The 21,656-nt window shown below is 68.7% G+C and carries 22 protein-coding genes; 12 read left to right on the top strand and 10 right to left on the bottom strand.

Going from position 1 to position 21,656, the window contains the following annotated elements; genetic code table 11:
• Positions 1-7: 7 nt before the first annotated feature.
• The 5 genes from ACH49X_RS28745 to ACH49X_RS28725 all read left to right on the top strand — a co-directional run bounded on the left by ACH49X_RS28745 (position 8) and on the right by ACH49X_RS28725 (position 4,428).
• Positions 8-1,957 (top strand): VWA domain-containing protein, encoded by a 1,950-nt coding sequence (locus tag ACH49X_RS28745; RefSeq protein ID WP_357110756.1) that lies wholly within the window; start codon positions 8-10, stop codon positions 1,955-1,957.
• Positions 1,958-2,368: 411 nt separating this feature from the next.
• Positions 2,369-2,755, top strand: coding sequence for a hypothetical protein (locus ACH49X_RS28740; RefSeq protein WP_195082593.1), 387 nt, complete (start codon positions 2,369-2,371; stop codon positions 2,753-2,755).
• Positions 2,745-3,569 carry a hypothetical protein gene (locus ACH49X_RS28735; protein ID WP_195082594.1) on the top strand — a complete coding sequence of 275 codons (825 nt, stop codon included), beginning with the start codon at positions 2,745-2,747 and terminating at the stop codon, positions 3,567-3,569. The genes ACH49X_RS28740 and ACH49X_RS28735 overlap by 11 nt, the downstream gene beginning before the upstream one ends.
• On the top strand, positions 3,566-4,045 hold the full coding sequence (locus ACH49X_RS28730) for a roadblock/LC7 domain-containing protein (RefSeq protein WP_323124591.1): 480 nt from the start codon (positions 3,566-3,568) through the stop codon (positions 4,043-4,045). The genes ACH49X_RS28735 and ACH49X_RS28730 overlap by 4 nt, the downstream gene beginning before the upstream one ends.
• 11 nt (positions 4,046-4,056) lie before the next feature.
• Positions 4,057-4,428, top strand: a complete 372-nt coding sequence (locus ACH49X_RS28725; protein WP_195046858.1) for a hypothetical protein — start codon at positions 4,057-4,059, stop codon at positions 4,426-4,428.
• A gap of 38 nt (positions 4,429-4,466) precedes the next feature.
• On the opposite strand, the gene ACH49X_RS28720 is transcribed toward ACH49X_RS28725, so the two are convergent.
• Positions 4,467-4,949, bottom strand: a complete 483-nt coding sequence (locus tag ACH49X_RS28720) for a MarR family winged helix-turn-helix transcriptional regulator (protein WP_195082595.1) — start codon at positions 4,947-4,949, stop codon at positions 4,467-4,469.
• A gap of 71 nt (positions 4,950-5,020) precedes the next feature.
• Here ACH49X_RS28720 and ACH49X_RS28715 point away from each other — a divergent pair, with 71 nt between their 5' ends.
• On the top strand, positions 5,021-6,478 hold the full coding sequence (locus ACH49X_RS28715) for an MFS transporter (protein ID WP_323124590.1): 1,458 nt from the start codon (positions 5,021-5,023) through the stop codon (positions 6,476-6,478).
• Positions 6,479-6,493: 15 nt separating this feature from the next.
• Here the strand turns inward: ACH49X_RS28715 and ACH49X_RS28710 are convergent, their stop codons facing one another.
• On the bottom strand, positions 6,494-7,465 hold the full coding sequence (locus ACH49X_RS28710) for a WYL domain-containing protein (protein WP_357208310.1): 972 nt from the start codon (positions 7,463-7,465) through the stop codon (positions 6,494-6,496).
• A gap of 88 nt (positions 7,466-7,553) precedes the next feature.
• Between ACH49X_RS28710 and ACH49X_RS28705 the strand changes: the two genes are divergently transcribed.
• A complete protein-coding gene (locus ACH49X_RS28705) occupies positions 7,554-8,189 on the top strand; it encodes a TIGR03086 family metal-binding protein (protein WP_357208313.1) in 636 nt (211 codons plus the stop codon).
• Between the two features lie 110 nt (positions 8,190-8,299).
• On the opposite strand, the gene ACH49X_RS28700 is transcribed toward ACH49X_RS28705, so the two are convergent.
• The 4 genes from ACH49X_RS28700 to ACH49X_RS28685 are packed head-to-tail and all read right to left on the bottom strand — an operon-like array spanning position 8,300 to position 11,871.
• The gene (locus ACH49X_RS28700; RefSeq protein WP_195082599.1) at positions 8,300-9,274 is read right to left on the bottom strand and encodes a glycine betaine ABC transporter substrate-binding protein; all 975 of its coding nucleotides are present in this window, start codon (positions 9,272-9,274) and stop codon (positions 8,300-8,302) included.
• Positions 9,271-10,032: an ABC transporter permease gene (locus tag ACH49X_RS28695; RefSeq protein WP_357110741.1), complete on the bottom strand. Its 762-nt coding sequence runs from the start codon at positions 10,030-10,032 to the stop codon at positions 9,271-9,273. The genes ACH49X_RS28700 and ACH49X_RS28695 overlap by 4 nt, the downstream gene beginning before the upstream one ends.
• On the bottom strand, positions 10,029-11,228 hold the full coding sequence (locus ACH49X_RS28690) for an ATP-binding cassette domain-containing protein (RefSeq protein WP_357208316.1): 1,200 nt from the start codon (positions 11,226-11,228) through the stop codon (positions 10,029-10,031). Before ACH49X_RS28690 ends, ACH49X_RS28695 begins: the two co-directional genes overlap by 4 nt.
• On the bottom strand, positions 11,221-11,871 hold the full coding sequence (locus tag ACH49X_RS28685; RefSeq protein ID WP_195082662.1) for an ABC transporter permease: 651 nt from the start codon (positions 11,869-11,871) through the stop codon (positions 11,221-11,223). Before ACH49X_RS28685 ends, ACH49X_RS28690 begins: the two co-directional genes overlap by 8 nt.
• 197 nt (positions 11,872-12,068) lie before the next feature.
• Between ACH49X_RS28685 and ACH49X_RS28680 the strand changes: the two genes are divergently transcribed.
• The 3 genes from ACH49X_RS28680 to ACH49X_RS28670 all read left to right on the top strand — a co-directional run bounded on the left by ACH49X_RS28680 (position 12,069) and on the right by ACH49X_RS28670 (position 14,918).
• On the top strand, positions 12,069-12,671 hold the full coding sequence (locus ACH49X_RS28680; protein WP_357110737.1) for a CHAP domain-containing protein: 603 nt from the start codon (positions 12,069-12,071) through the stop codon (positions 12,669-12,671).
• A gap of 231 nt (positions 12,672-12,902) precedes the next feature.
• Positions 12,903-14,030: a hypothetical protein gene (locus tag ACH49X_RS28675; protein WP_357208319.1), complete on the top strand. Its 1,128-nt coding sequence runs from the start codon at positions 12,903-12,905 to the stop codon at positions 14,028-14,030.
• 177 nt (positions 14,031-14,207) lie between these two features.
• Positions 14,208-14,918: a DUF1906 domain-containing protein gene (locus ACH49X_RS28670; protein ID WP_195082604.1), complete on the top strand. Its 711-nt coding sequence runs from the start codon at positions 14,208-14,210 to the stop codon at positions 14,916-14,918.
• A 381-nt stretch (positions 14,919-15,299) separates the two neighbouring features.
• Here the strand turns inward: ACH49X_RS28670 and ACH49X_RS28665 are convergent, their stop codons facing one another.
• Both ACH49X_RS28665 and ACH49X_RS28660 read right to left on the bottom strand, forming a co-directional pair.
• Positions 15,300-15,677 (bottom strand): hypothetical protein, encoded by a 378-nt coding sequence (locus tag ACH49X_RS28665; protein WP_195082605.1) that lies wholly within the window; start codon positions 15,675-15,677, stop codon positions 15,300-15,302.
• Between the two features lie 127 nt (positions 15,678-15,804).
• Complete coding sequence (locus ACH49X_RS28660; protein ID WP_195082606.1) at positions 15,805-16,605, bottom strand: hypothetical protein; 801 nt, start codon at positions 16,603-16,605, stop codon at positions 15,805-15,807.
• 252 nt (positions 16,606-16,857) lie between these two features.
• On the opposite strand from ACH49X_RS28660, the gene ACH49X_RS28655 reads away from it, so the two are divergent.
• Positions 16,858-18,156, top strand: coding sequence for a mannosyltransferase (locus ACH49X_RS28655; protein WP_397071405.1), 1,299 nt, complete (start codon positions 16,858-16,860; stop codon positions 18,154-18,156).
• Positions 18,157-18,597: 441 nt separating this feature from the next.
• On the opposite strand, the gene ACH49X_RS28650 is transcribed toward ACH49X_RS28655, so the two are convergent.
• Together ACH49X_RS28650 and ACH49X_RS28645 are read right to left on the bottom strand one after the other, a co-directional pair.
• The gene (locus tag ACH49X_RS28650) at positions 18,598-18,885 is read right to left on the bottom strand and encodes a 4a-hydroxytetrahydrobiopterin dehydratase (protein ID WP_357209290.1); all 288 of its coding nucleotides are present in this window, start codon (positions 18,883-18,885) and stop codon (positions 18,598-18,600) included.
• A gap of 52 nt (positions 18,886-18,937) precedes the next feature.
• A complete protein-coding gene (locus ACH49X_RS28645) occupies positions 18,938-19,114 on the bottom strand; it encodes a hypothetical protein (RefSeq protein WP_085994939.1) in 177 nt (58 codons plus the stop codon).
• 230 nt (positions 19,115-19,344) lie between these two features.
• On the opposite strand from ACH49X_RS28645, the gene typA reads away from it, so the two are divergent.
• Positions 19,345-21,243 carry a translational GTPase TypA gene (typA, locus tag ACH49X_RS28640; RefSeq protein ID WP_195082609.1) on the top strand — a complete coding sequence of 633 codons (1,899 nt, stop codon included), beginning with the start codon at positions 19,345-19,347 and terminating at the stop codon, positions 21,241-21,243.
• The last annotated feature ends 413 nt before the right edge of the window (positions 21,244-21,656 follow it).

Raw genomic sequence — 21,656 nt, 5'->3', positions numbered from 1 at the left:
AGGCATCGTGACCACCCCCGATCGCTACTCCTACGGCCCGTATCACGACGGACCGGACCCGTTGGCGCCTCCGCTCGACCTGCGGGAAGCGCTGGACCGGATCGGGCGCGACGTGATGGAGGGCAGCTCCCCGCGCAACGCCATGCAAGAGCTCCTGCGGCGCGGCACCCGCACCATGCCAGGACTGGAGGAGCTGACTCGCCGGTTGTGGCAGCGCCGCGCCGAGATCGCCCGCAGCCACCGCCTCGACGGCACGCTGCAGCAGGTCCGGGCCTTGTTGGAAGAGGCGCTGGAAGCCGAGCGCGGCGCGCTGTTCCCCGACCCCTCCGACGACGCCAGGTTCGCCGAAGCGCAACTGGACGCCCTGCCGTCGAGCACCGCCGCCGCCGTCACCGAACTCGCCGACTACCCCTGGCGATCGGAGACCGGCCGGGAGAACTACCAGAAGATTCGCGACCTGCTCGGCCGCGAACTACTGGAGTCGCGCTTCCAGGGCATGAAAGAGGCCTTGCGGAACACCACCCCGCAGGACGTCGAGCGGGTCAGGCGGATGATGTCCGATCTCAACGACCTGCTCGCCGCCCACGCCAGAGGCGAGGACACCGAGCAGCGGTTCGCCGAGTTCATGGCCGAGCACGGCGAGTTCTTCCCGGAGAACCCGCGCGACACCGAGGAATTGATCGACGCGCTCGCCGCCCGCGCCGCCGCCGCGCAGCGCATGATGAACTCGATGTCCGAGCAGCAGCGTGCGGAGTTGTCCGAGCTGATCGGCCAGGCGTTCGGTGATCCGGCGATCGCGCAGCAGGTCGCCGCGCTGGACGCGAACCTGCGTGCGCTGCGTCCTGGCGAGGATTGGAACTCCGCGCGGCGCTTCCGCGGCGAGGACCCGCTCGGCCTGGGCGCGGGCGCGCAAGCGCTGCAGGATCTCGCCGAACTCGACGCGCTCGCCGAGCAACTCGGCCAGTCCTACGCGGGCGCGCGGCTGGAGGACATCGACTTGGACGCGCTGGAGCGCCACCTCGGCGCGGACGCGAGCGTGGACGCCGCGCGGCTGGCCGAGCTGGAACGTGAATTGCGCAGGCAAGGCATCTTCGAGCGCGCGCAGGACGGGTCGTTGCGGTTGACGCCGAAGGCTCTGCGCAGGCTGGGCGAGACGGCGCTGCGAGATGTCGTCGGGCGCTTGCGTTCCCGGCGCGGAGAGCGGGACACGGCCCTGGCCGGGGCCGCGGGTGAGCCGACCGGTGGCTCCAGGGCCTGGCGCTTCGGCGACACCGAGCCGTGGGACGTCTCGCGGACCGTGCGCAACGCCGTGCTGCGGTCGGCGTCGACGGGGGATCGGCGGGTGCGGCTGGACGTGTCCGACGTCGAGATCATGGAGACCGAGCAGCGCTCCAGGGCCGCCGTCGCGCTGTGTGTGGACACCTCATGGTCGATGGTGCAGGACGGCAGATGGGTGCCGATGAAGCGCACCGCGCTCGCGCTGCACCATCTGATCGGCACCCGGTTCCGCTCCGACGCGCTGAGCGTGATCACCTTCGGCAGGCACGCGACGACCGTGGACATCGGCGAACTCACGGCGCTGGAAGGGGTGTGGGAGCAGGGCACCAACCTGCATCACGCACTGCTGCTGGCCGCGGCGCACCTGCGCAGGCACCCCGACGCGGTGCCGGTCGTGCTCGTCGTCACCGACGGTGAACCGACCGCCCACCTCGAGCCGGACGGGGAGACCTACTTCAACTGGCCCCCAGCGCAACGCACGCTGGCCGTGACGATGGCGCAGGTCCACGCCTTGGCCGAATTGGGTGCGTCGGTGACGGTGTTCATGCTCGGCGAGGACCCGCGCCTGGCCGCCTTCGTCGATCTGATGGCCCGCCGCAGCGGCGGCCGCGTGGTGGCGCCCGACCTCGACGGCTTGGGCGCCGCCGTGGTCAGCGACTACCTGCGCGGCAGGCGCTGATGTCGCGCCTCGCCGGGTCGATCTTGTAATTGCTGCGAGATCACTGCTGGCCTGTCCATCGTTCCGAACCGCTCCTGCCGTCGGGCGCAGGGTACGGCGGGAGACCTCCTGCGGCCGTGCCGTTGCGGTCGTGCACGTTCGTGCGTGCGCGGTCGCAGGCGTGTCGTGGAAGTGGCACGGCGGCAGTCGAGCGGGCGTATCGAGGATTTATTGTGTCCGGCTCGGCGTGTCCCGAACGAAAACCGAAGGGTATTGAATACCAATAGGTATTGAATACCGAAAGGTATTTATCACGTATTTCCAGGGGCGATGTTTTTTACCGGAAATTTCTCACCGATTTGCTGTACAGCGCGCGGTGCCCGTGTGTAGCGTCTGGAACCCGTAAACCCCTCCCATGACAAGTGGTGGCGTGTGAACGGAATCGACGGCTGTCTGAAACGCATCATGGATATTCCCGGTGCGCGCAGCGTGACGCTGGTTGACGGAGCGAGCGGTCTGGCGATCGCGGCGGACGGCAGGCACGACCTGGTTGACGAGCACGAAGACGCCGCGGCCACAACGGATGTGGTGCGCGCGGTGCTCGCCTGCCCGGCATTGTCGACCGACGGCGACGACGTCACCGAGATCATCGTCTGCGGCACTCGGGGATATCACCTGTTGAACCTGGTGAACGGCGATTTCGACGGACGGCTTTTCGTGCACGTGCTGTTCGACGCGGACGCCGGAAATCTCGCGATGGCGCGATACCAACTGCGCGGAATTCTCGACGAATCGGCCGAGGACGCTCATGAGCCCTGAACTCGCGGTCGAATTGCGGCGGCTGGAGCAGGAAGGACGGACGGGGGTGCTGCGCGCGGGCGACGGTGCGTTCCATCTCGCCGAGGGCGCGATCGTTTCCGCCGACTGCCGCCGCACCACCGGGTTGGACCGGCTGGTCGTCGAAGCGGGCGTGGCGACCGCCGAGGACTGGCGGCGCGCCGACGCGGGCGATCCCGGCCGTGTGCTGGGGCGGCCACGGCTGGAGACCCTCGCAATGCTCTCGGTGTTCGATGCCGCCTATTTCCTGCTCGCCTCGCCCGCCGTCCCTGAGTTCCGCCCGGCCCCGCCGCACTGGCTGGCCCCGGTCTGCCACATCACGCCCCGTGCTCTCGTGCAGGAGTGCGCGCGGCGCGGCGATCCCGGCACCGGACCATGGCCCGCCGACCTGGTCGATCGCGTTCCGGTCGTGCCGGTGCGGCGGGTGCGGCGCAGGCGCCTGGTACTCACCGGGGGACAGGCCGAGGTGCTGGCCGCCGCCGATGGCAGGCGCAGCGTCGCCGGCATCGGGCGGGAACTCGGTCGCACCACCTACGGATGCCTGATGGCGGTGCGGGATCTGACCGCGGCGGGTCTGATCGAGCCGCCCGTCGCGGCGCGGGTCCCCGTGGCGGCCGGGCCGGTCGCGCCCGAGCCGGTGCGCAGCGAGCCCGCGCCCGTGCTCGCCGAGCCGGGGCGGCTTCCCCGCCGTCGCGGCAGGCATTCGGCGCCACCCGCCCCGGTCACCGATCCGTTGGAGCCGCCGGATCGAGACCTGCTCGTCCGCCTGCAAGCGGCTTTGGAGGAGCTCGCGTGACCGCGCGGAAGAAACTGCTCGGCGATTGGATGGGAAGAAGGTTGACGAAGGTGGCGATGTCCGGACCCGAACCGAACGCGGCGGTGCTCGACGAGCTGAAGGCGCTGCGCGATCGGGTTCCACGGCTGACCGGCGCGCTGGTCGCGTCGAACGACGGGCTGCTCGTCGCCCACGATCTGCCCCCGCAGATCGAGCCGAACGGGATGGCCGCCATGGCCGCTTCGCAGCTGTCGCTGTCGCATCGGCTGGCCACCACCGCGCACGGCGGCGGCTTCAGCGAGGTCGTGGTGCACGGCACCGGCGGGCACGTGGTCATCTACGCCGCGGGCTGGACCTCGCTGACCGTCTTGGCCGCACCCGAGGTGAACATCGGCCGGCTGCACCTGGAATCCCGTCCGGCGGCCCGAGCGATCGCCGAGTTGCTGACGTCGGTGACCGCAGGCGCAGGAAGCGAACAAGCAACGAAAACCCACTGAAAGGAACACATATGTCCAATATGGATCTGGCACTCAAAGACATGATGGTGATCGACGGCGCGATCGGCGCCGCCGTGGTCGACTACAACAGCGGCATGGCGCTGGGCATGCTCGGCAGCTCCAAGTCCCTCGACCTCCAGGTCGCGGGCGCGGGCAACACCGAGGTGGTGCGCGCCAAGTTGCGCACCATGGATCAGCTGGGGCTCAAGGAAGAGATCGAGGACATCCTCATCACGCTGTCCGGGCAGTACCACATCATCCGGCCGATGACCGGCCGCAAGTCCAAGGGCCTGTTCCTCTACCTCGCTCTGGACCGGGGCCGGGCGAATCTGGCGCTCGCCCGCCACCGCCTGAGGGGCATCGAAGAAGATCTGGAGGTCTGATCGGCGGCCGGGATAGCAGTCACACCGCACGGCCTGCATCAGTCCAGCTCGGCCGGACGAGGCCAGGGGTTGGCCTCCTTGTCCTCGACCGACTGATTGAAGCGTGCGATGAGCCTGCTGAACAGATCGATGTCGGCCTCGGTCCACTCGGCCACCACCGCGCCGATGCCTTGGCGGCTCTGCTTGCGGTCGGCGGCAAGCAATTCCAGTCCCTTGGCGCTGGCTCGGATCTTGCGGGCGATACCGCCGTCGGGGTCGGGCACCCTCTCGACCAACCCTTGCTTACGCATGGCCCCGACCTGTCGGTTGATCGTGGAAACGTCCAATTGGAATGCCTCGGACAGCTCGCGCAAGCTCAGCGGGTGGTCCAGTTCCAGCCTGGTCAGGATCAGATATGCCGAGCGGTCGAGCTGAAAGCCGGGACGCCGGAGCAACGCGGCGGGGAAGTGCCTCGACAGCAGCGACAGTTCGAAGGTGAGGCGGTTCAGCGCCGCCTTGTCGCCGGGACCGGAATCGGACATAGCTCACTATGTCGCGCGGATCACGTACTCGCCAAATTGTGCAGCATACACACCATATGTACCGTGCACATGTGACTGTAGCTGCCGACGCGTCCTCGACCGTCTCTGATTCCGGCGACCGGCGCCGTCCCTCGTCGGCACTGCTCATCGCGACGCTGGGCATGGTCGGAGTGGTCGTCTCGCTCATGCAGACGCTGGTCATCCCGATCATTCCGTCGCTGCCCACGCTGTTGCACACCTCCGCGTCCAACGCCTCCTGGGTGGTGACGGCCACGCTGCTGGCGGGCGCGGTGGCGACCCCGATCAGCGGGCGGCTGGGCGACATGTTCGGCAAGCGGCGGGTCTTGTTCGCGAATCTGCTTCTGCTGGTGGCCGGTTCGGTGGTCTGCGCGTCGTTCGCCACCCTGGTGCCCGAGATCGTCGGGCGCTCGCTGCAAGGGGCCGCGGTCGGCGCGATTCCGCTCGGCATCAGCATCATGCGCGACGAGTTGCCCGCCGAGCGAGTGGGTTCGGCGATGGCGATCATGAGCGCCACGCTCGGCGTCGGCGGCGCGATCGGCCTGCCGGTCGCGGCGGCCATCGCGCAGAACGCCGATTGGCACATGCTGTTCTGGACTTCCGCCGCGCTCGGCGTCCTGTGTGCCGTCCTGGTCTTCGTGTTCGTCCCGGAATCGCCGGTGCGCACGCCCGCACGGTTCGACTTCGGCGGCGCCATCGGATTGTCGGTGGCGCTGCTCGCGCTGCTCGTCGCGATCACGAAAGGCGCGGACTGGGGGTGGGCCAGCGCCCGAATCCTGACTCTGTTCGCGGTGTCGGCGGTGGTGTTCCTCGGCTGGGGCGCTTTCGAACTGCGGCAGCGGTCACCGCTGGTGGACCTGCGGGTCTCGGCGCGGCCGAGGGTGCTGTTCACCAACGCGGCCTCGATAGCCGTCGGATTCTCCCTCTACGGCATGTCGCTGACCTTCCCGCAGTTGCTGATGGCGCCGGAGCAAACCGGATACGGCTTCGGGTTGTCCATGATCACCGCGGGCTTGGCGCTCGCCCCGACCGGCTTCGTCATGATGCTGCTGTCACCGGTGTCGGCGCGGCTGTCGGCCAGCCGCGGGCCCAAAGTCACCCTCGCGCTGGGATCCGCGGTGATCGCGGTCGGTTATCTGTGCGCGGTGGTGCTGATGAACAGCGTCTGGGAGATCATGCTCGCCTCGGTGATCGTCGCGGGCGGCGTCGGCCTGGCGTACGCGGCGATGCCCGCGCTGATCATGGGCGCGGTGCCGATCACCGAGACCGCCGCGGCCAACGGCCTCAACTCGCTGATGCGCTCGATCGGCACCTCGACCTCGGCGGCGGTGATGAGCGTGGTGCTGGCGCACATGACCATGAAACTCGGCCCGCACCTGCTGCCCTCGCGCGACGGTTTCCACACCACCTTCCTCATCGCGATGGCGGCGGCGCTGGTCGCGATCGGCCTGACCGCGTTGATCCCGATGCGCAAGACCGCCGACGCGGCGACCACCACCGGGCACTCCTGACGCGTTCGGCTCGGTTCACACGTCGGCGACGGCCTCGGTGTACCGGCGGCCAAGGGTGCGGATGTGGGCGACGAGTTCCGGCGGGCCGTCGACGCGGAAGTCCATCATCAGCATGGACAGGTAGATGGCGATCGTCTCCAGCGCGTCCGCGCCCGTGTAGAGCACGCAGGTGTCCTGGTCCACCGGCTCGACCACGCCGACGGCGGGATTGATCCTGGCGATGACCGTCTCGGCGGGCGCGAGCACGGTGACCTCGGCCCGCACCCGCCACCCCGTGGTGGCGATGTGGCGCATGACGAAGGCGACCAAGTCGCCGTCGGGAAGCGCACGCGCGGCGAAGCGGCGTGAACTCGTCTCCGCGCGCAGCACGCGAGCGACCGGGATCGCACGCCAGGAGTGGTCCTCCAGGCTGTAGGCCACCAGGTACCAGCGGCGCTGCCAGTTGATCAGCCGGTACGGCTCGATCTCGGCGCAGGACGCGGCCTCGGCTTCGGAGATACGGATGGTCGCGCCGTCGCGAATGGCTGCGGCGAGGGTGGTGAGCACCGCCGCGGGTACCGGTGCGTCCGGCTCGCGCGATCCCGTCGTGGCCGGGCCGATGGCCGTGGCGTCGCGCAGCGCGGACACCTTGCGCTGCAATCGTTTCGGCAGGATCTGGTCCAGTTTGCCCAGCGCCTTCGTGACGTGCTCGGCGATGTCCGCGATGCCGGTGGAGCCGTCCTCGGCGAGGCCGACCGCGACCGCGACGGCCACCGCTTCGTCGTCGTCCAGCAGCAGGGGCGGCATGGTCGCGCCGCGGCCGAGCCGGTAGCCGCCGATCGCGCCGCGCCCGGCATGCACCGGGTAGCCGAGCTCCCGCAGCCGCTGAATGTCTTGCCGCAGCGTCCGATCGGTGACGCCGAGGCGCTCGGCCAGCTCCCGGCCGGTGTACGTGCGGTCCTGCAGCAGCGCGAGCAACCGCAGCAGACGCGGTGTGGTCGACGCCACTTTCGCCCTCCTGGGTTATTAGGAATAAAAGTAGCCTAATGTCCGAATAGGCTGGTGTCATCAGCGAGAACGACCGAAAGGCTCCGAGATGAACGCCACCGCCACCGCGACTCTGCTCCCCGTTTGGCGGGACGTGCTCGCCGATTCCCACCGCGCGCTGGAAAGCGTCGTCGCCGGAGTGCGAGCGGATCAGTGGCACCTGCCCACCCCGTGCTCCGACTGGGATGTGACGCAGGTCGTGCAGCACGCCGCCGGCGACCAGCTGGCCTACGCGGCGTCCCTGGGCATCGGCAACGGACCGGCGTACAACCCGTTCGCGCCGTCCGGCATGATCGACGGCGCCCCCGCCGACCTGGTGCGTACGGCGGTCGAGCAGACCGCCTTCGCCTGGACCACGGTCGACGACGCCGCCGAGACCGTGCCGACGCCGCTGCCGCACGGCGCGCTCGCCACCCCGGTCGCCGCGGTCATGTGCGCGCTGGATGCCGCGGTCCACGCCTGGGACGTCGCGATCGCGACCGGCCAGCCGTCGCCGTTGACCGACGAACTCGCCGCACACCTGCTCACCGCCGCGCGGGCGGGTCATCCCGCGCCCGGCAGCGGCGAGACGGCCGAGATCATCGAGCCGCTGCGCCAGTGGGGGGCTTACGCCGCGATCGTCGACGGTTCGGCCGATGGAGCCGTCGGAGAACTGCTGCGCTACCTGGGCCGCGATCCGCGCTGAGCGCCCGGCCCGACGCGGGGCTCGCCGACCGGGCCCCGCGGGCGATGCAGCGGGTGGGCGTCATCGAAGCGTCTGTCCGACCGGCAAGGCGGCGCTCCGCAGGCGTCGACTCAGCGCGCGGTGACGAACCCTTGGGCGACCATCCAGTCCCTGGCGACCTCCGCGGGCTCGCGTCCTTCCACGTCCACCTGACGGTTGAGCTCGGTGATGGCCTCGTTGGTGAGGCGCTGCGAGATCGGCGTCATCACCGCGATCACCTGTGGATGCGCCGCGGCGAAACTCTCGCGCAGCACGAGCGCCGCGTTGTACTTCGGGAAGAACCCACGATCATCTTGCAGCAGAACGAGATTCAGCGCCGGAATGCGTCCGTCGGTGGCGGCGACCGAGCCGAATCGGCACTGCCCGCCGTCGGCGGTCGCCTGGTAGACCACCGCGTCCTGCACGATCTGCTTGCGCACCTTGCTCGTGTCGATCTCGTATTTGCGGGCCAGCCCGGGAAATCCGTCCTGGCGGACGTTGAACTCGGTGCCGACGCAGATGGCCGCGGCCGCCGGATCGGCGGCGGCCAGCCTCGCGTAGTCCGACAGCGTGCGCACACCGGTCTCCTGGGCGGTGCGCGCGCTCATGACCAGCGCGTAGGTGTTGTTCATCGGCGCGAGCGCCGTCCAGAGCATGCCGTGCGCGGCGAGGTCGGCGTCGCGTACCGCCTCGAACTGGCCGATTTCGTCCGGCACCGGTGTCTCGTTGCCGAGGTAGTTGATCCACCCGGTGCCGGTGTAGTCGTAGGCGAGGTCGATCTGCCCGTGCAGCTGGGCGTCGCGCACGCTGTTGGAGCCCTGGATATTGGTCAGGTCGCGCACCTGCGCGCCCGCCGCCGTCAGCGCGAACTCGATCAGATAACCGAGGATGTTCTGCTCGGTGAAATCCTTGGACCCCACCGTGACCTGCACACCGTCCAATTCCGGAACGGGCCGGATGCTGCCGGGACCCACCGGCAGCGGCACCGAACTGCCGGATTGCAGTCCGCAGGCCGCCACCAACGCCACACCCACCCCGAGGGCCAGCGCGCGCCACGCCCGGATCATTTCAGCCCCCTCGGCCCCAGGAACGCTTCGGCGAGCGCGCCGAGCCAGTCCACCAGCAGCGCCAGCGCCACCGCGAGCACCGCGCCGACCACCAGGGTGACGTTGTCGCGCAGCTTGTAGCCGGTGTCGATCAGAATGCCGAGGCCGCCCGCGCTCACCAGGAACGACAGCGTCGCGGTGCCGACCGCGAGCACCAGGGAGGTGCGCAGCCCGGCGAGGATGTAGGGCACCGCGAGCGGGAATTCGATGCGGCGCAACACGGTGACGGCCGACATGCCCTGGCCGCGCCCCGCATCGATGAGCGTCCGGTCCACCTGCTGATAGCCCAAGATGGTGTTGCGCAGCACCGGGAGCAACGAATAGAACGCGATCGGCGCCACGCCGATCCAGAAGCCGGTGGTGCGGGTGACCAGGTAGAACAGCACGATCAGGCCGATGGCCGGTGCGGCGGCGCCGATATTCGCGATACCGACGAAAAACGGTGTCAGACGGCGGAATCCCGGCCTGGTGAGCAAGGTTCCGAGCGGAACGGCCACCGCGACGACGATCAGCACGACCGTCCCGGTGATCCGGACATGCTGCCAGGTGACGGTCGCGACGTTGCCTGCGTTCAGGCTCGCCTGCTGGGTGACGGTGAGGTCGCGGGCGAACGCCCACATCAGCACGCCCGCGGTGAGCAGGAGGACGACCAGCGGCTGCACGACCAACCGGATGCGCTCGGCCCTGCGCTGGGCGGCGGGCGACGCGGCGGTGGTCATGCCGCGCCGTCCGTCGCGGCACGGCCTGCTCCGTGCTCGGCGCGCAAGGCCGACAGGTGGCCGACCAGGGTGTCGATGGTGATCAGCCCCGCGTACTCGCCGTGCGCACCGGTCACCACCGCGGTCGCGCTCTGATGGGTCAACAAGGCTTCCAGGGCGTCCTGAAGGGTCGATCTCAGCGACAACGTCTGCGGCACCGCCGTTCCGAGGTCGCGCAGCGAATCGGCATGGGCCAATTGGTCCGCCGACACCCAGCGGCGTGGCCTGCCCTGTGCGTCCAGCACCAGCGCCCACGGCCAGTCCCGGTCCGCGAGCGCCGCGCGCAACTCGCCGACGGGATCCTCTTCGGTGGCGGTGGGGCAGTCGCCGAGATCGACGTCCCCGACTCGGGTCAGGGTGAGCTGTTTGAGCGAGGCGTCCGCACCGACGAAACCGGCGACCGTCTCGTCCGCCGGATCGGCCAGGATGGCCGCGGGCGTGTCGTATTGCAGGATCCGGGAACGGTCGCCGAGCACGGCGATGCGGTCGCCGAGCTTGACCGCCTCGCTGAAATCGTGGGTGACGAAGACGATCGTCTTGCCGAGTTCGCCTTGCAGCCGCAGCAACTCGTCCTGCAGCAACCCCCGGGTGATCGGATCGACCGCGCCGAACGGCTCGTCCATCAGCAGCACGGGCGGGTCGGCCGCCAGCGCCCTCGCCACGCCGACGCGCTGCTGCTGGCCGCCGGACAGCTGGCGGGGATAGCGGTCGCGGAAGGTGCCGGGATCTAGACCGACCAACTCGAGCATCTCGTCCACCCGTTCCGCGACCCGCCGCCGGTTCCACCCGATCAGCCCGGGCACGGTCGCGACGTTCTTCGCGACGGTCAGGTGCGGGAACAGCCCGGCCTGCTGGATCGAATAGCCGATGCCGCGGCGCAACCGGTCGGGCTGGATCGTGGCCGCGTCGCGGCCGTCGATCGTGATGGTCCCGGAACTGGGCTCGATCAGCCGGTTGATCATCCGCATGGTGGTTGTCTTGCCGCAGCCGGACGGTCCGACCAGCACCACGATCTCACCGGCCGGCATGGTCAGCGAGACGCGATCCACGGCCGGATCGCGCTGACCCGGATAGTGTTTGGTCACCGCGTCCAGCACGATCTCGACGCCGGAGACGACGGATGCCGCGCGGCCGCCACTGGTTTCGGTTTCAGTCACGAATTCCCCTGGAGGTGGTGAGCCGTCCGATCAGGACGTAGATCCCGTCGAGGACGAGTGCGAGGACGACGACGAGGATCGTGCCGACCAGCGCCTGCGGCACCGCGTTCGGGCTGCCGAGGCGCGCGAGTCCGGAGAAGATCAGGTTCCCGAGCCCCGGACCCTTGGCGTACGCGGCGAGGGCGAGAATCCCCATGATCAGCTGGGTGCTCACCCGCATGCCGGCCAGGATCGCGGGCCAGGCCAGCGGCAGTTCGATCCGGGCGAGCACCCGCAGCCGGTTCATCCCGACGCCGCGGGCCGCGTCGGTCACGGCCGGGTCCACCGAGGCGAGTCCGATGATCGTGTTTCGCATGATCGGCAGCAGCGCATACACCACCAGCGCGGTGATCGTCGGCGCGACACCGAGGCCGAGCACCGGGATGAGCAAGCCGAGCAGCGCGAACGACGGAACGGTGAGCACCGCGCCCGCCAGCGCGGAGGCGACCGACGAGCCGAACGGACTGCGGTAGACCAGGATCGCGATCAGCACCGAGATCACCGTAGCCAGCAGCACGGATTGCACCACGGCCGAGACGTGCAGGTATGAGTCGACCAGCAACTGGTGCCGCCGGTGCACGATGAATGTCCACAGCGTGTCCAGGGCCGTACCTCCCCATCGGCTGGTCTCTCCGGAGACTAGCGTGGTTTTCCCGGTGCCGTCCATGATTTCGGCTCCGCCGGGCCGGGCTGTCCGCTCAGTCGCCGAACCCGGTGACGGCGCAGGGAACCATTCGGCGTCTTCGCGCGTCGAAATCCATAAGGCGGACAACAGCATCACACGGACGAAGCGGGGGAACCATGACTCGACAGCCGGGATCGCGATCGGGGCGGTGGATCGCGCTCGCGTTGGTGGTGCTCGGTGTGGCCGCCGCGGGCATCGCCGGTGGTCTGTGGTGGCAGAACCGAGCCGACCACCGTGCGATCGCGGGCGAGCGCCTCACCGAGTTCCCCGCGCTGGATCGTTCGGCGCTGGACGCCACCCAAGCCGGAATCGTCGCGGTCGCCGAGCGCGAGTTCGCCGATCCCGGCGCGGGCCCGAAATACGCGGAAGGAGCGCAGGAGGCGTGGTGCGCCGATTTCGTCAGCTGGGTGCTGCGCGAGGCCGGTGCGCCGCTGGCCAATCCGAATTCGGGCTCCTGGCGGATTCCCGGCGTCTACACCTTGCAGGAGTACTACGAGAGCGTCGGCCGGTTCGTCCCGGTCGGCTCGGGCTATCGCCCGCGGACCGGTGACGTGCTGCTGTACCGGGAGTCCAGTCCGTTCGGGCAGCACACCAACATCGTCCTGCGGACCGATGGCGGCCGGGTGACCACGATCGGCGGCAACGAGTACGGCGAGGTCCGGATCCACCGCTTCGTGCTGGACGACATAGCGGGGGTCGTCGGTTTCGGGCGATTGTGAAGATCACCCCATCTGGCGGGATTCGGCGGATATGCGGGTGAAACGGCGTGCCGGAAAGTCCTACGATGGAGGCGGCGGCGCCCGGCAGCGCCGCCGCCGGTCCCCGCCCTGCTTCCCCCTCATCGGCAGGACGGGGATCTCGGGCGCACAGCAGTGCGTTCCGGGGTGGGACGAGATCGGTCGCGTACCGTGTCGGGTGTCCATCGAGAGGTGAGGGTTGCGGAACTAGCGATGCATCCGACCGACGAACCGAGCAGTGCGCCCGGCTGGATCGATTACGCCGAGTTCGGCGAGCGTTTCGTCACGCACGCCGTGAACGCCGCTCGTATCGAGTCCGCCATCTCCGGCATGACGGGCCGCGGCATGACCATCGGCCCCGTCTCGATCGGCCCGGCCGGACTCGCAGGCTTCGTCGCCGAGGGAAAGGTCGGCGCCCCGCGCGTCCTGCGCAGCGGCCCGAAGGTGACCTTCGAGGTGACCGTCCCCGTATCGCTCACCTTGAAGGTGCTGCTCGGCGGCCGGAAACTGCGGCTGGAGGCCAGGGTGGAAATCGATCTGATCCTGCACGCCCGCACCGCCGAACCCGTGCTCATCGTCATCGACATCCCGCCGATCACCCAGCGCGACATCAGCTTCGTCCTACGCGCCCAAGCGGTGGACTCGGCGTGGGAATGGCTGCTCGACCCGATCGCGGGTGTGGTGCAGCGCGAGGTCGCCTCCAGGGTGAACGCCATGCTGGCCGATCCGCAGACCCGCCGGGGACTGGTGTTCGACGTCGAGGCCATGGTGGCGCGCGAGCGCTCGCCGCATCGGGACCGGCTCGCGTTCGACTGGATCGGCTACGACGAGTTCGGGCATCGGTTCTTCTCCCGCATCGTGACGCGGGAACGGGTATGTGACGTGGTGGAACGGCTGGCGGGCCGGCCGATCGAGGTCGGGCCGCTACGGACGGGCCCGCGGGCAGGCGCTGTCGTGACCGTCCGGGGGCAGGTGCGGATGCCGCGGCTGGCGGATCGGTCGGCAAATCCGGTCGCGTTCGACCTGACGTTGCCGGTGGGCCTGGACATCACGGTCGACGTGCTGAAAGCCAACCGCTATCGCGCCGACCTCGAGGTGCCGTTGGTGCTCACCGCCCGCGCCGCCGATCCCTTGCGTGTGGTGATCGACGTGCCGCCGCCGGACCCGGCCGACATCCGGATAGAGTTCACCGCCCACGGCGCCCGCGCCGCCGCCCTCGGCGCGCTCGCCGGGATAAAGAAGCAGGTCGTGGCCCAGGTGGCTGCGGTTGTCCGCAAAGAACTGGCCGACCCAGCGATGCGCACCATCGATGTCGCCGCGCGCATCGACGGCATCGTGTGAGCCGGCCGCGGCACTGAGCCCATGTGGCGAAAGTGAAATGTGATTCTCCTGGGTCTAGCGGTTCCAATGTGAATGTGGTGAAATGAGTTCACGTTCGAGGCTCCCGGCGCGCGGTGGTTTGGGGAAGGTGCGCCGGGCACGCTGCCATCCATGTCGGGTTGCGCGAAGGAGTCGACGATGCGTTCCAATTCGGTATCCCGGCGTGATCTGTTCGCCTACGCGGCCGCGGCGGCCGTGGTGGGCCTGAGCGCCGCGGCTCCCGCCTCCGCTCGGCCGGCGCTCGGCACTCTCATCGACTACGCCGGTGGTGTTCCCTCCGCCGCGGCGATTCGCGACGCGGGACATATCGGCGTGATCCGCTACGTGTCCGATCGCAGGCCCGGCGCCGAATGGATGGCGGGCAAACCCTTGCGATCAGCGGAGGTCGATGACCTCAAAGCGGCCGGTCTGCAGATCGTGTCCTGTTACCAGTTCGGCAAGGGGCCGACGGCGGACTGGCGCGGCGGGCTGGAAGCGGGCAAGCGGCACGCCGAGCGCGGGCTCGCGTTGCACCGCGCCGCCGGCGGCCCGGACAACGTACCGATCTACGCGTCCATCGACGACAACCCGTCTCCGGTCGACTTCGCCACCATGATCGCCCCGTACCTGCTGGGCTGGCAGTCCGTGCTCGGCCCGCAGAACACCGGCGTCTACGCGAACACCCCGACCATCGAACTGGCCAGTGCCGCAGGCTTGGGCTCCTGGTACTGGCAGCACAACTGGGGCACGCCCAAAGGTTTCGTGCACCCTGCCGCCAACCTGCACCAGTTCGAGATCGACAAGCAATCCATCGACGGGGTGGGGATCGATGTGAACAACGTGCTCACCCCCCAATATGGGCAGTGGTGAGAACGCGCCGCATCGCTATCCTCATCCTTTTCGGCGGGCCGACCGCTCGACGCTCTGTACAGCGGCCACGCCCGCTTGTCCCGGCTAACGCCCCAGCTGTATGACCTGAGAGGTCAGGAATGCGGCTCGGTGTCTATCGCGTTCGGCTACCCGGCGGCGCCACGAAGATGGCTCCCGGTGGCTGCCCGATGGACGCCTTTGGAGCGTGTTGCTAGGCCCAGCATGCCAGCGTCCCGGAACGGTGCACCCCGATGGTGAGATCGGTGCCTAACGGCCCGGCTCACCGCAACCACGTCTTTCGAGCGAAGCGAGACCGAGCAGCCGCGAACACGCCGCGACGCAGTCGCGGCCGAACAAACACAGCTGGAAAAACGAACACAGCTACGTCTGGCAGTGGCTGATCGGGGTGACGCGCAGGTCGGGCTCGTCGTCGGGGACCACCCGCAGGGAAGGGCGGCTGTCCGGGGCCTCGTGGTCGCCGAGCCACGAGAACAGCGACCACCTGGACAGGCCGGAGAACGCGGAACCGAGGCTGGCGAAAGAGAACGAGGAGATCGCCGACCCGAACGACCCTACCGATCCGATCGACAGCACCGATCCCACGCTGCCGATGGACAGGATCGAATAGGCCGAGCCGATCGAGAGGATCGACCCCTCCGAGCGGATCGACAGAATGGAACGGTGCGAGCGCCTGCTGCGGATCGAATGACCCGGCCGGCTCGACCAGTCCGTGGGTATCGCGCAATCGGTGGTCGCCATAGATAGCGGTCTACCACAGTCCCGCCCCCTCGTGTGGCGGTGCGGCAGATCCGTAGCGGTATTCGCGGAATTCCCGAAAACGACGAAGGCGGCGACCCCGATGGAGTCGCCGCCCTCGGCCGGAGGCTCAGCCTACGGTGAAGAATCCGAGCGTCGGCAGGAACGAGCAGGTCCGCGCCTCCGCGTCAGCGGCCTTGGTGGTCAGCGAGCCGGAGACCACCGCGACGACGCGGCCGCTGCCCGTGTCGGCGATCGCGGACAGCGTGGCGGGGCCGTCCGGGTTGATCTTGGCCTCGTCGGTCAGCGGCAGGACGCCGGACTGACGGGTGTCGAGGTTCAGCCACTGCACCGTCATCGGCGGATCCTGCACGGGCGTCGGCCCCTTGGTGCCGAGCGCGGTGAAGACGAAACCGGTCTGACCCGCCTGCGGGCCGGGCGGAGGCAGCGTGGCGGGGCCCGGCACGGCCAGGGCGGTGCCCACCGAGTCGGCGGACGGGCCGATGCAGCCCTTGCCGATGCTCGGGTACAGGAACTGGGCGATCACCGGGCCGTCCTGCGGCACCTCGGGGCCTCCGCCGCCGCTGCCGTCCAGGAAGGTGATGATCCGTTCGAGCGTGGACTTGATCTGCGGGGGAAGGTTCAAGGTGGCCAGCAGCCTGCGCGCCTGATCGAGGATGGCCGACTGCGGTCCCGCGATGCCCGCGGGGCTCGCGATATCAGCGGGGCCCGCGATGGCGCCGACGATGGCTGGGGCGAGCGCGGCCAGCGCGTCCACCGGAACACCTTCGGGAACCATGGGAACGCTGTTCGTAGCCGCCGCGTGGGCGGTGGCGGGGGCCGCGATTGCTGTCGTCGGCGCGGCGAGCGTGGCACTCGCCGCGATGACGAGTGCGGACAATGCGATCCGCGATCCTCGGGTGCGAAGCACTGGTCTGGCCGTCCTTACCTCGGGTACATCAGGGTTCGATTGCTAAAAGCCATCGTTTCCGGGGTCACTCTAGGGACATTGCGGCTATGTGTACAGCCGCGGGGTCCGGAAGCCGCCGTGGACGAACAGTGTCAGCAGAAGATACCGCGCCCTGATGTTACTGGTGTGAAAGTTGATGCAAATGTTATCGGTGGTTCGAGGGGGGAACCGACCGGATTCGAGCTGCGGTTAATCTAATCGGTGCCGTCCGCGCTGTCGCCAGAACATCCAAGTCCGGGCGTGCCGAACCGACGCACCGCACTCGAGCCGAAAGCCAGCGATTTGAATCGTCATCTCCGATGGGCCGTGTCGGTGCTCGGCCTGTCCGTGCTGGCCCGGCTGCTGTGGATGCTGCTGTCCCCGAACGGGATGAACCTCGTCGACCTGCACGTCTACGTCGGCGGATCGGCCGCGCTGCTGACCGATCATCTCTACGACTTCACGTATGCGGAGAAGACCCCGGACTTCCCGTTGCCGTTCACCTATCCGCCTTTCGCGGCAGTGGTCTTCTTCCCGTTGCACTATCTGCCGTTCACCCTGGTCGCCGTCGCTTGGTTGCTGGCCATCGCCGCGGCGCTGTACGCGGTGGTGCACATCAGTCTGGAACTGCTGTTCGGGGCGCAGCGCTTGCGCACGCCGCGCTGGCGGGCCGCCACCGTCGGCTGGACCGCGCTGGGGCTGTGGCTGGAGCCGGTGCGAACCACGATGGATTACGGCCAGGTCAATGTCTTCCTGGTGCTCGGCGGGATGCTGGCGGTGCGCAGTTCCCGGTGGTGGCTCTCCGGCGGACTGGTCGGGATAGTCGCGGGCATCAAGCTGACGCCCGCGATCACGGGGTTGTATTTCGTCGCGCGCAGGCGCTGGGCGACGGTGGTGTGGTCGGCCGTGGTCTTCGGTGCGACGGTCGGGCTGAGTTTCTTGATCGCACCGGCGGAAGCGCGCCAGTATTTCGGCACACTGCTCGGCGACGCCGACCGGATCGGCCCCGTGGGGTCGGTGTGGAACCAATCGCTGCGCGGCACGCTGAGCCGGATCCTCGGCTACGACGTGCAATCGGGCCCGTGGTGGATCGCGGCCGTGCTGGTGGTCGCGGCGCTGGCGTTCCTGGCTTGGCGCGCGCTCGGCCGGGACGACCGGCTCGGCACGTTGATCGTGGTGCAACTGTTCGGGCTGATGGTCTCGCCCATCTCGTGGTCGCATCACTGGGTGTGGCTGCTGCCGACGGTGCTGTGGCTGGTGTACGGGCCGCTGCGCCGGGCGCCCGGCGCGCGGATCATCGCCGGGTACTGGCTGGTGACCATGCTCGTCGGGGCGCCGTGGGTGCTGTCGTTCTTCCAGGATTCGATCTGGACCATCTCGCGCCCTGGCGTGCTGGCCTGGCTCGGCGCCGTCGACGCGCTCGGCGTCGTGGTGCTCTACCTCTGGGTGATCCGCTTCGGAACTCGCTACGCGCGCCCGGCCGCGGACGAAGGAACTCCCGTGCCGACCGAGGGCACCGCGCGCGCCGCATAGGTGTCGCTCGCCGTGCCCGGAAAGTCACCGCCCGTGTGGATCTTCGACCGCAGGTGCACTCAAATGCCGCAGATCCCATATTGTCGCGCCCAGCTCACCCCGACCAAGTCTTTCGAGTGAAGCGAGACCGAGCATCCGCCGTTCGCGGCCCGGCTCGCGTGCGCGTGGCCACCGCGTAGGCGACGAAGGCAGCGAGCGGATGGTCGGCCCAGCCGACAATCAGCCCCTACGAACCGCGTACGCCTGATCGCGGGCATTGACACCGACGTGCCCAGCGCACCGTAACCACAGGTTTCGAGCGAAGCGAGACCGAGCATCCGCCGTTCGCGGCCCGGCTCGCGTCCGAGTGACCGCCGTGTCCGCGACGAAGGAGCAAGCGGCGGTCACTCGGACGCGAGCCACAAGGGGCCGCGAACACGCAGCGCCGCAGGCGCTGCAAATTCAACACAGTCGATCTATTTCGTGTGCCAGCGCGACGTCCAAGGCGGTGAGGCCGCCCGCGGAGTGGGTGGACAAGCTGAAGGTGACCTTGCGCCAGCGGATATCGATGTCGGGATGATGGTTGGCCTCCTCCGCGACTTCGGCGACCCGGCGCACCAGCTCGATGCCCGCGGGGAAGGTGGCCGCTTCGACGGTGCGGATCAGGGCGTCCCCTGATCTGGACCACTCCGGCAATTCGGTGAGCGCTTCGGCGATTTCGGTATCGGAGAGCAGTGTCTGCTGCGCCATAACACTCCTTACTACTCGCCTCGGGCCGCCCCGGAAAGGGTGGCGGCGGGGGTCAGGCAGCGCGCGCCTGCTTGAGTGCCTTCTTCAGATCCTTGCCGGTCACACCGGCCGCTTCGCACTTCTTCATCCGCATGATGACCACGGGGCACTTCAGGCAGCGCGTCTTCTTCCGACAGCACTTCTTCTTCGGTTTCAGGCTCGAAACCTTCTTGGCTTTGACCTTGCCCACGGCGGTTAGCATACCCTTAGTACAAAGGCTGAAACGGTGCCACGAGTGGACTGCCGGTAGGGTGTAGTTCGCCGCGATGCCTGGTGAGTTTCGATTCTCCCCTGTTCTGCAGGGAGCCCGGCGCGTGCGTCAGGCCCCGGAGGCGGCAGCCTGCGTAACCACGGAGAGTCCGTGCGCGCCGGACACCGAGCACCGTCGGCTCCAACACCGAACAGCAGGAGGATTCAGGCGTGTCGTCTGCACGCGATTTTCGCAACGTCGCCATCGTGGCCCACGTCGACCACGGCAAGACGACCCTGGTCGACGCCATGCTGCGCCAGTCGGGCGCCTTCGCCGAGCGGGCCGAGCCCGTCGATCGCGTGATGGACTCCGGCGACCTGGAACGCGAGAAGGGCATCACCATTCTCGCCAAGAACACGGCGGTGCACCGGCACCACCCGGACGGCTCGGTCACCGTGATCAACGTCATCGACACCCCCGGCCACGCCGACTTCGGTGGCGAGGTCGAGCGCGGGCTGTCCATGGTGGACGGCGTGGTGCTGCTGGTGGACGCGTCCGAGGGGCCGCTGCCGCAGACCCGGTTCGTGCTGCGCAAGGCGCTGGCCGCGTCGCTGCCGGTGATCCTGGTCGTGAACAAGACCGACCGTCCCGACGCCCGCATCGAGGAAGTCGTCGAGGAGAGCCACGACCTGCTGCTCGACCTGGCCTCCGATCTGGACGACGCCGCCGCCGAGGCCGCCGAACTCGCGCTGGATCTTCCGGTGCTGTACGCCTCCGGGCGCGAAGGCAAGGCGTCCAAGGAGCGTCCGGACAACGGCAACGCTCCGGACGCGGAGAACCTGGACGCGCTGTTCGACGTGCTGCTCGAGCACATCCCCGCGCCGAAGGGCGATCCGTCCGCGCCGCTGCAGGCGCACGTCACCAACCTCGACGCCTCGGCGTTCCTCGGCCGCCTCGCGCTGGTGCGCATCCACAACGGCGAACTGCGCAAGGGGCAGAACGTCGCGTGGATGCACGCCGACGGCGTGAAGCAGGTGAAGATCACCGAACTGCTGCAGACCGTCGGCGTGGAGCGCAAGCCGGGTGAGCTGGCCGTCGCGGGCGACATCGTCGCCATCGCGGGCATCCCGGAGATCATGATCGGCGATACGCTCGCCGATATCGACAACCCGGTCGCCTTGCCGCGCATCACCGTCGACGAGCCCGCCATCTCGGTCACCATCGGCACCAACACCTCGCCGCTGGTCGGCCGGGTGCAGGGGCACAAGCTGACCGCCCGCATGGTGAAGGCGCGCCTGGACCAGGAACTGGTCGGCAACGTGTCGCTGCGCGTGCTGGACATCGGGCGCCCCGACGCCTGGGAGGTGCAGGGCCGCGGCGAGCTGGCGCTGGCCATCCTGGTGGAGACCATGCGCCGCGAGGGCTTCGAGCTGACCGTGGGCAAGCCGCAGGTGGTCACCAAGCAGGTCGACGGCAAGGTGCACGAGCCGTACGAGGAGCTGACCATCGACTGCCCGGAGGAGTACCTCGGCGCGATCACCCAGTTGCTGGCCGCGCGCAAGGGCAAGATGGTGCAGATGAGCAACCACGCCGCGGGCTGGGTGCGGATGGAGTTCATCGTTCCCTCGCGTGGCCTGATCGGCTTCCGCACCGACTTCCTCACCGAGACCCGAGGCACCGGCATCGCCAACGCCGTGTCGCACGGTTACGCGCCGTGGGCGGGCGAGATCCGGGCCAGGCACACCGGCTCGCTGGTTTCCGACCGGGCGGGCACGGTGACGCCGTTCGCCATGATCCAGCTCGCCGACCGCGGCCAGTTCTTCGTCGAGCCGGGCGCGGACACCTACGAGGGGCACGTCGTCGGCGTCAACCCGCGCGCGGAGGACCTGGACATCAACGTCACCCGCGAGAAGAAGCTGACCAACATGCGCAGCTCCACCGCCGACGTGATCGAGACCCTGGCCAAGCCGTTGCAGCTGGATCTCGAAGGCGCCATGGAGTTCTGCGCCGCCGACGAGTGCGTCGAGGTCACCCCGGAGGTGGTGCGGGTGCGCAAGGTGATCCTCGCGCAGAACGAGCGCGCACGGGAACTGTCGCGGCGCAAGGCACGCGACCGCGCCGCGCTGTAATCGCTTTCGCCGCAGGGTATTCGGTGTCGCGGCGAGTGGCACCGAATACCGGGCGGAACCGCAGGTCGCGGCCGTGCGCGCCCGTGGTGAGCCGCGGGCTTGCTTTCGATTCGTGCGCATCCGGATGCCGCCGGAATACATCGCGATCAGGAGGCGTCGCGGTGGCGATCGGAAGAATTACGTTGCCGTGATGTGTTGCGGTGAAGCGGGGTGCGGCGTCATCGAAAAGTTCCGGTTGCTCTGTGCATATTTTTGATCAGTTCGGTGTTCCGATGCGGAATCGGCGCCTGCGCACGAATTGGTTCCCGGATACGCTCGACCGGTCGGAAATATTCTGGAATTCTTTACCGCGGCTTGCATTGATGTCTTGCGCGGTTCGATCGAGATAAAAGGGTGGGCGCTTTGCTTATCGC

It is taken from the genome of Nocardia sp. NPDC019323, from assembly GCF_044389845.1.
GTDB lineage: Bacteria > Actinomycetota > Actinomycetes > Mycobacteriales > Mycobacteriaceae > Nocardia > Nocardia implantans.
Note: the sequence above shows the minus strand (reverse complement) of the source record. Positions and strands in the feature narration are given on the sequence as shown.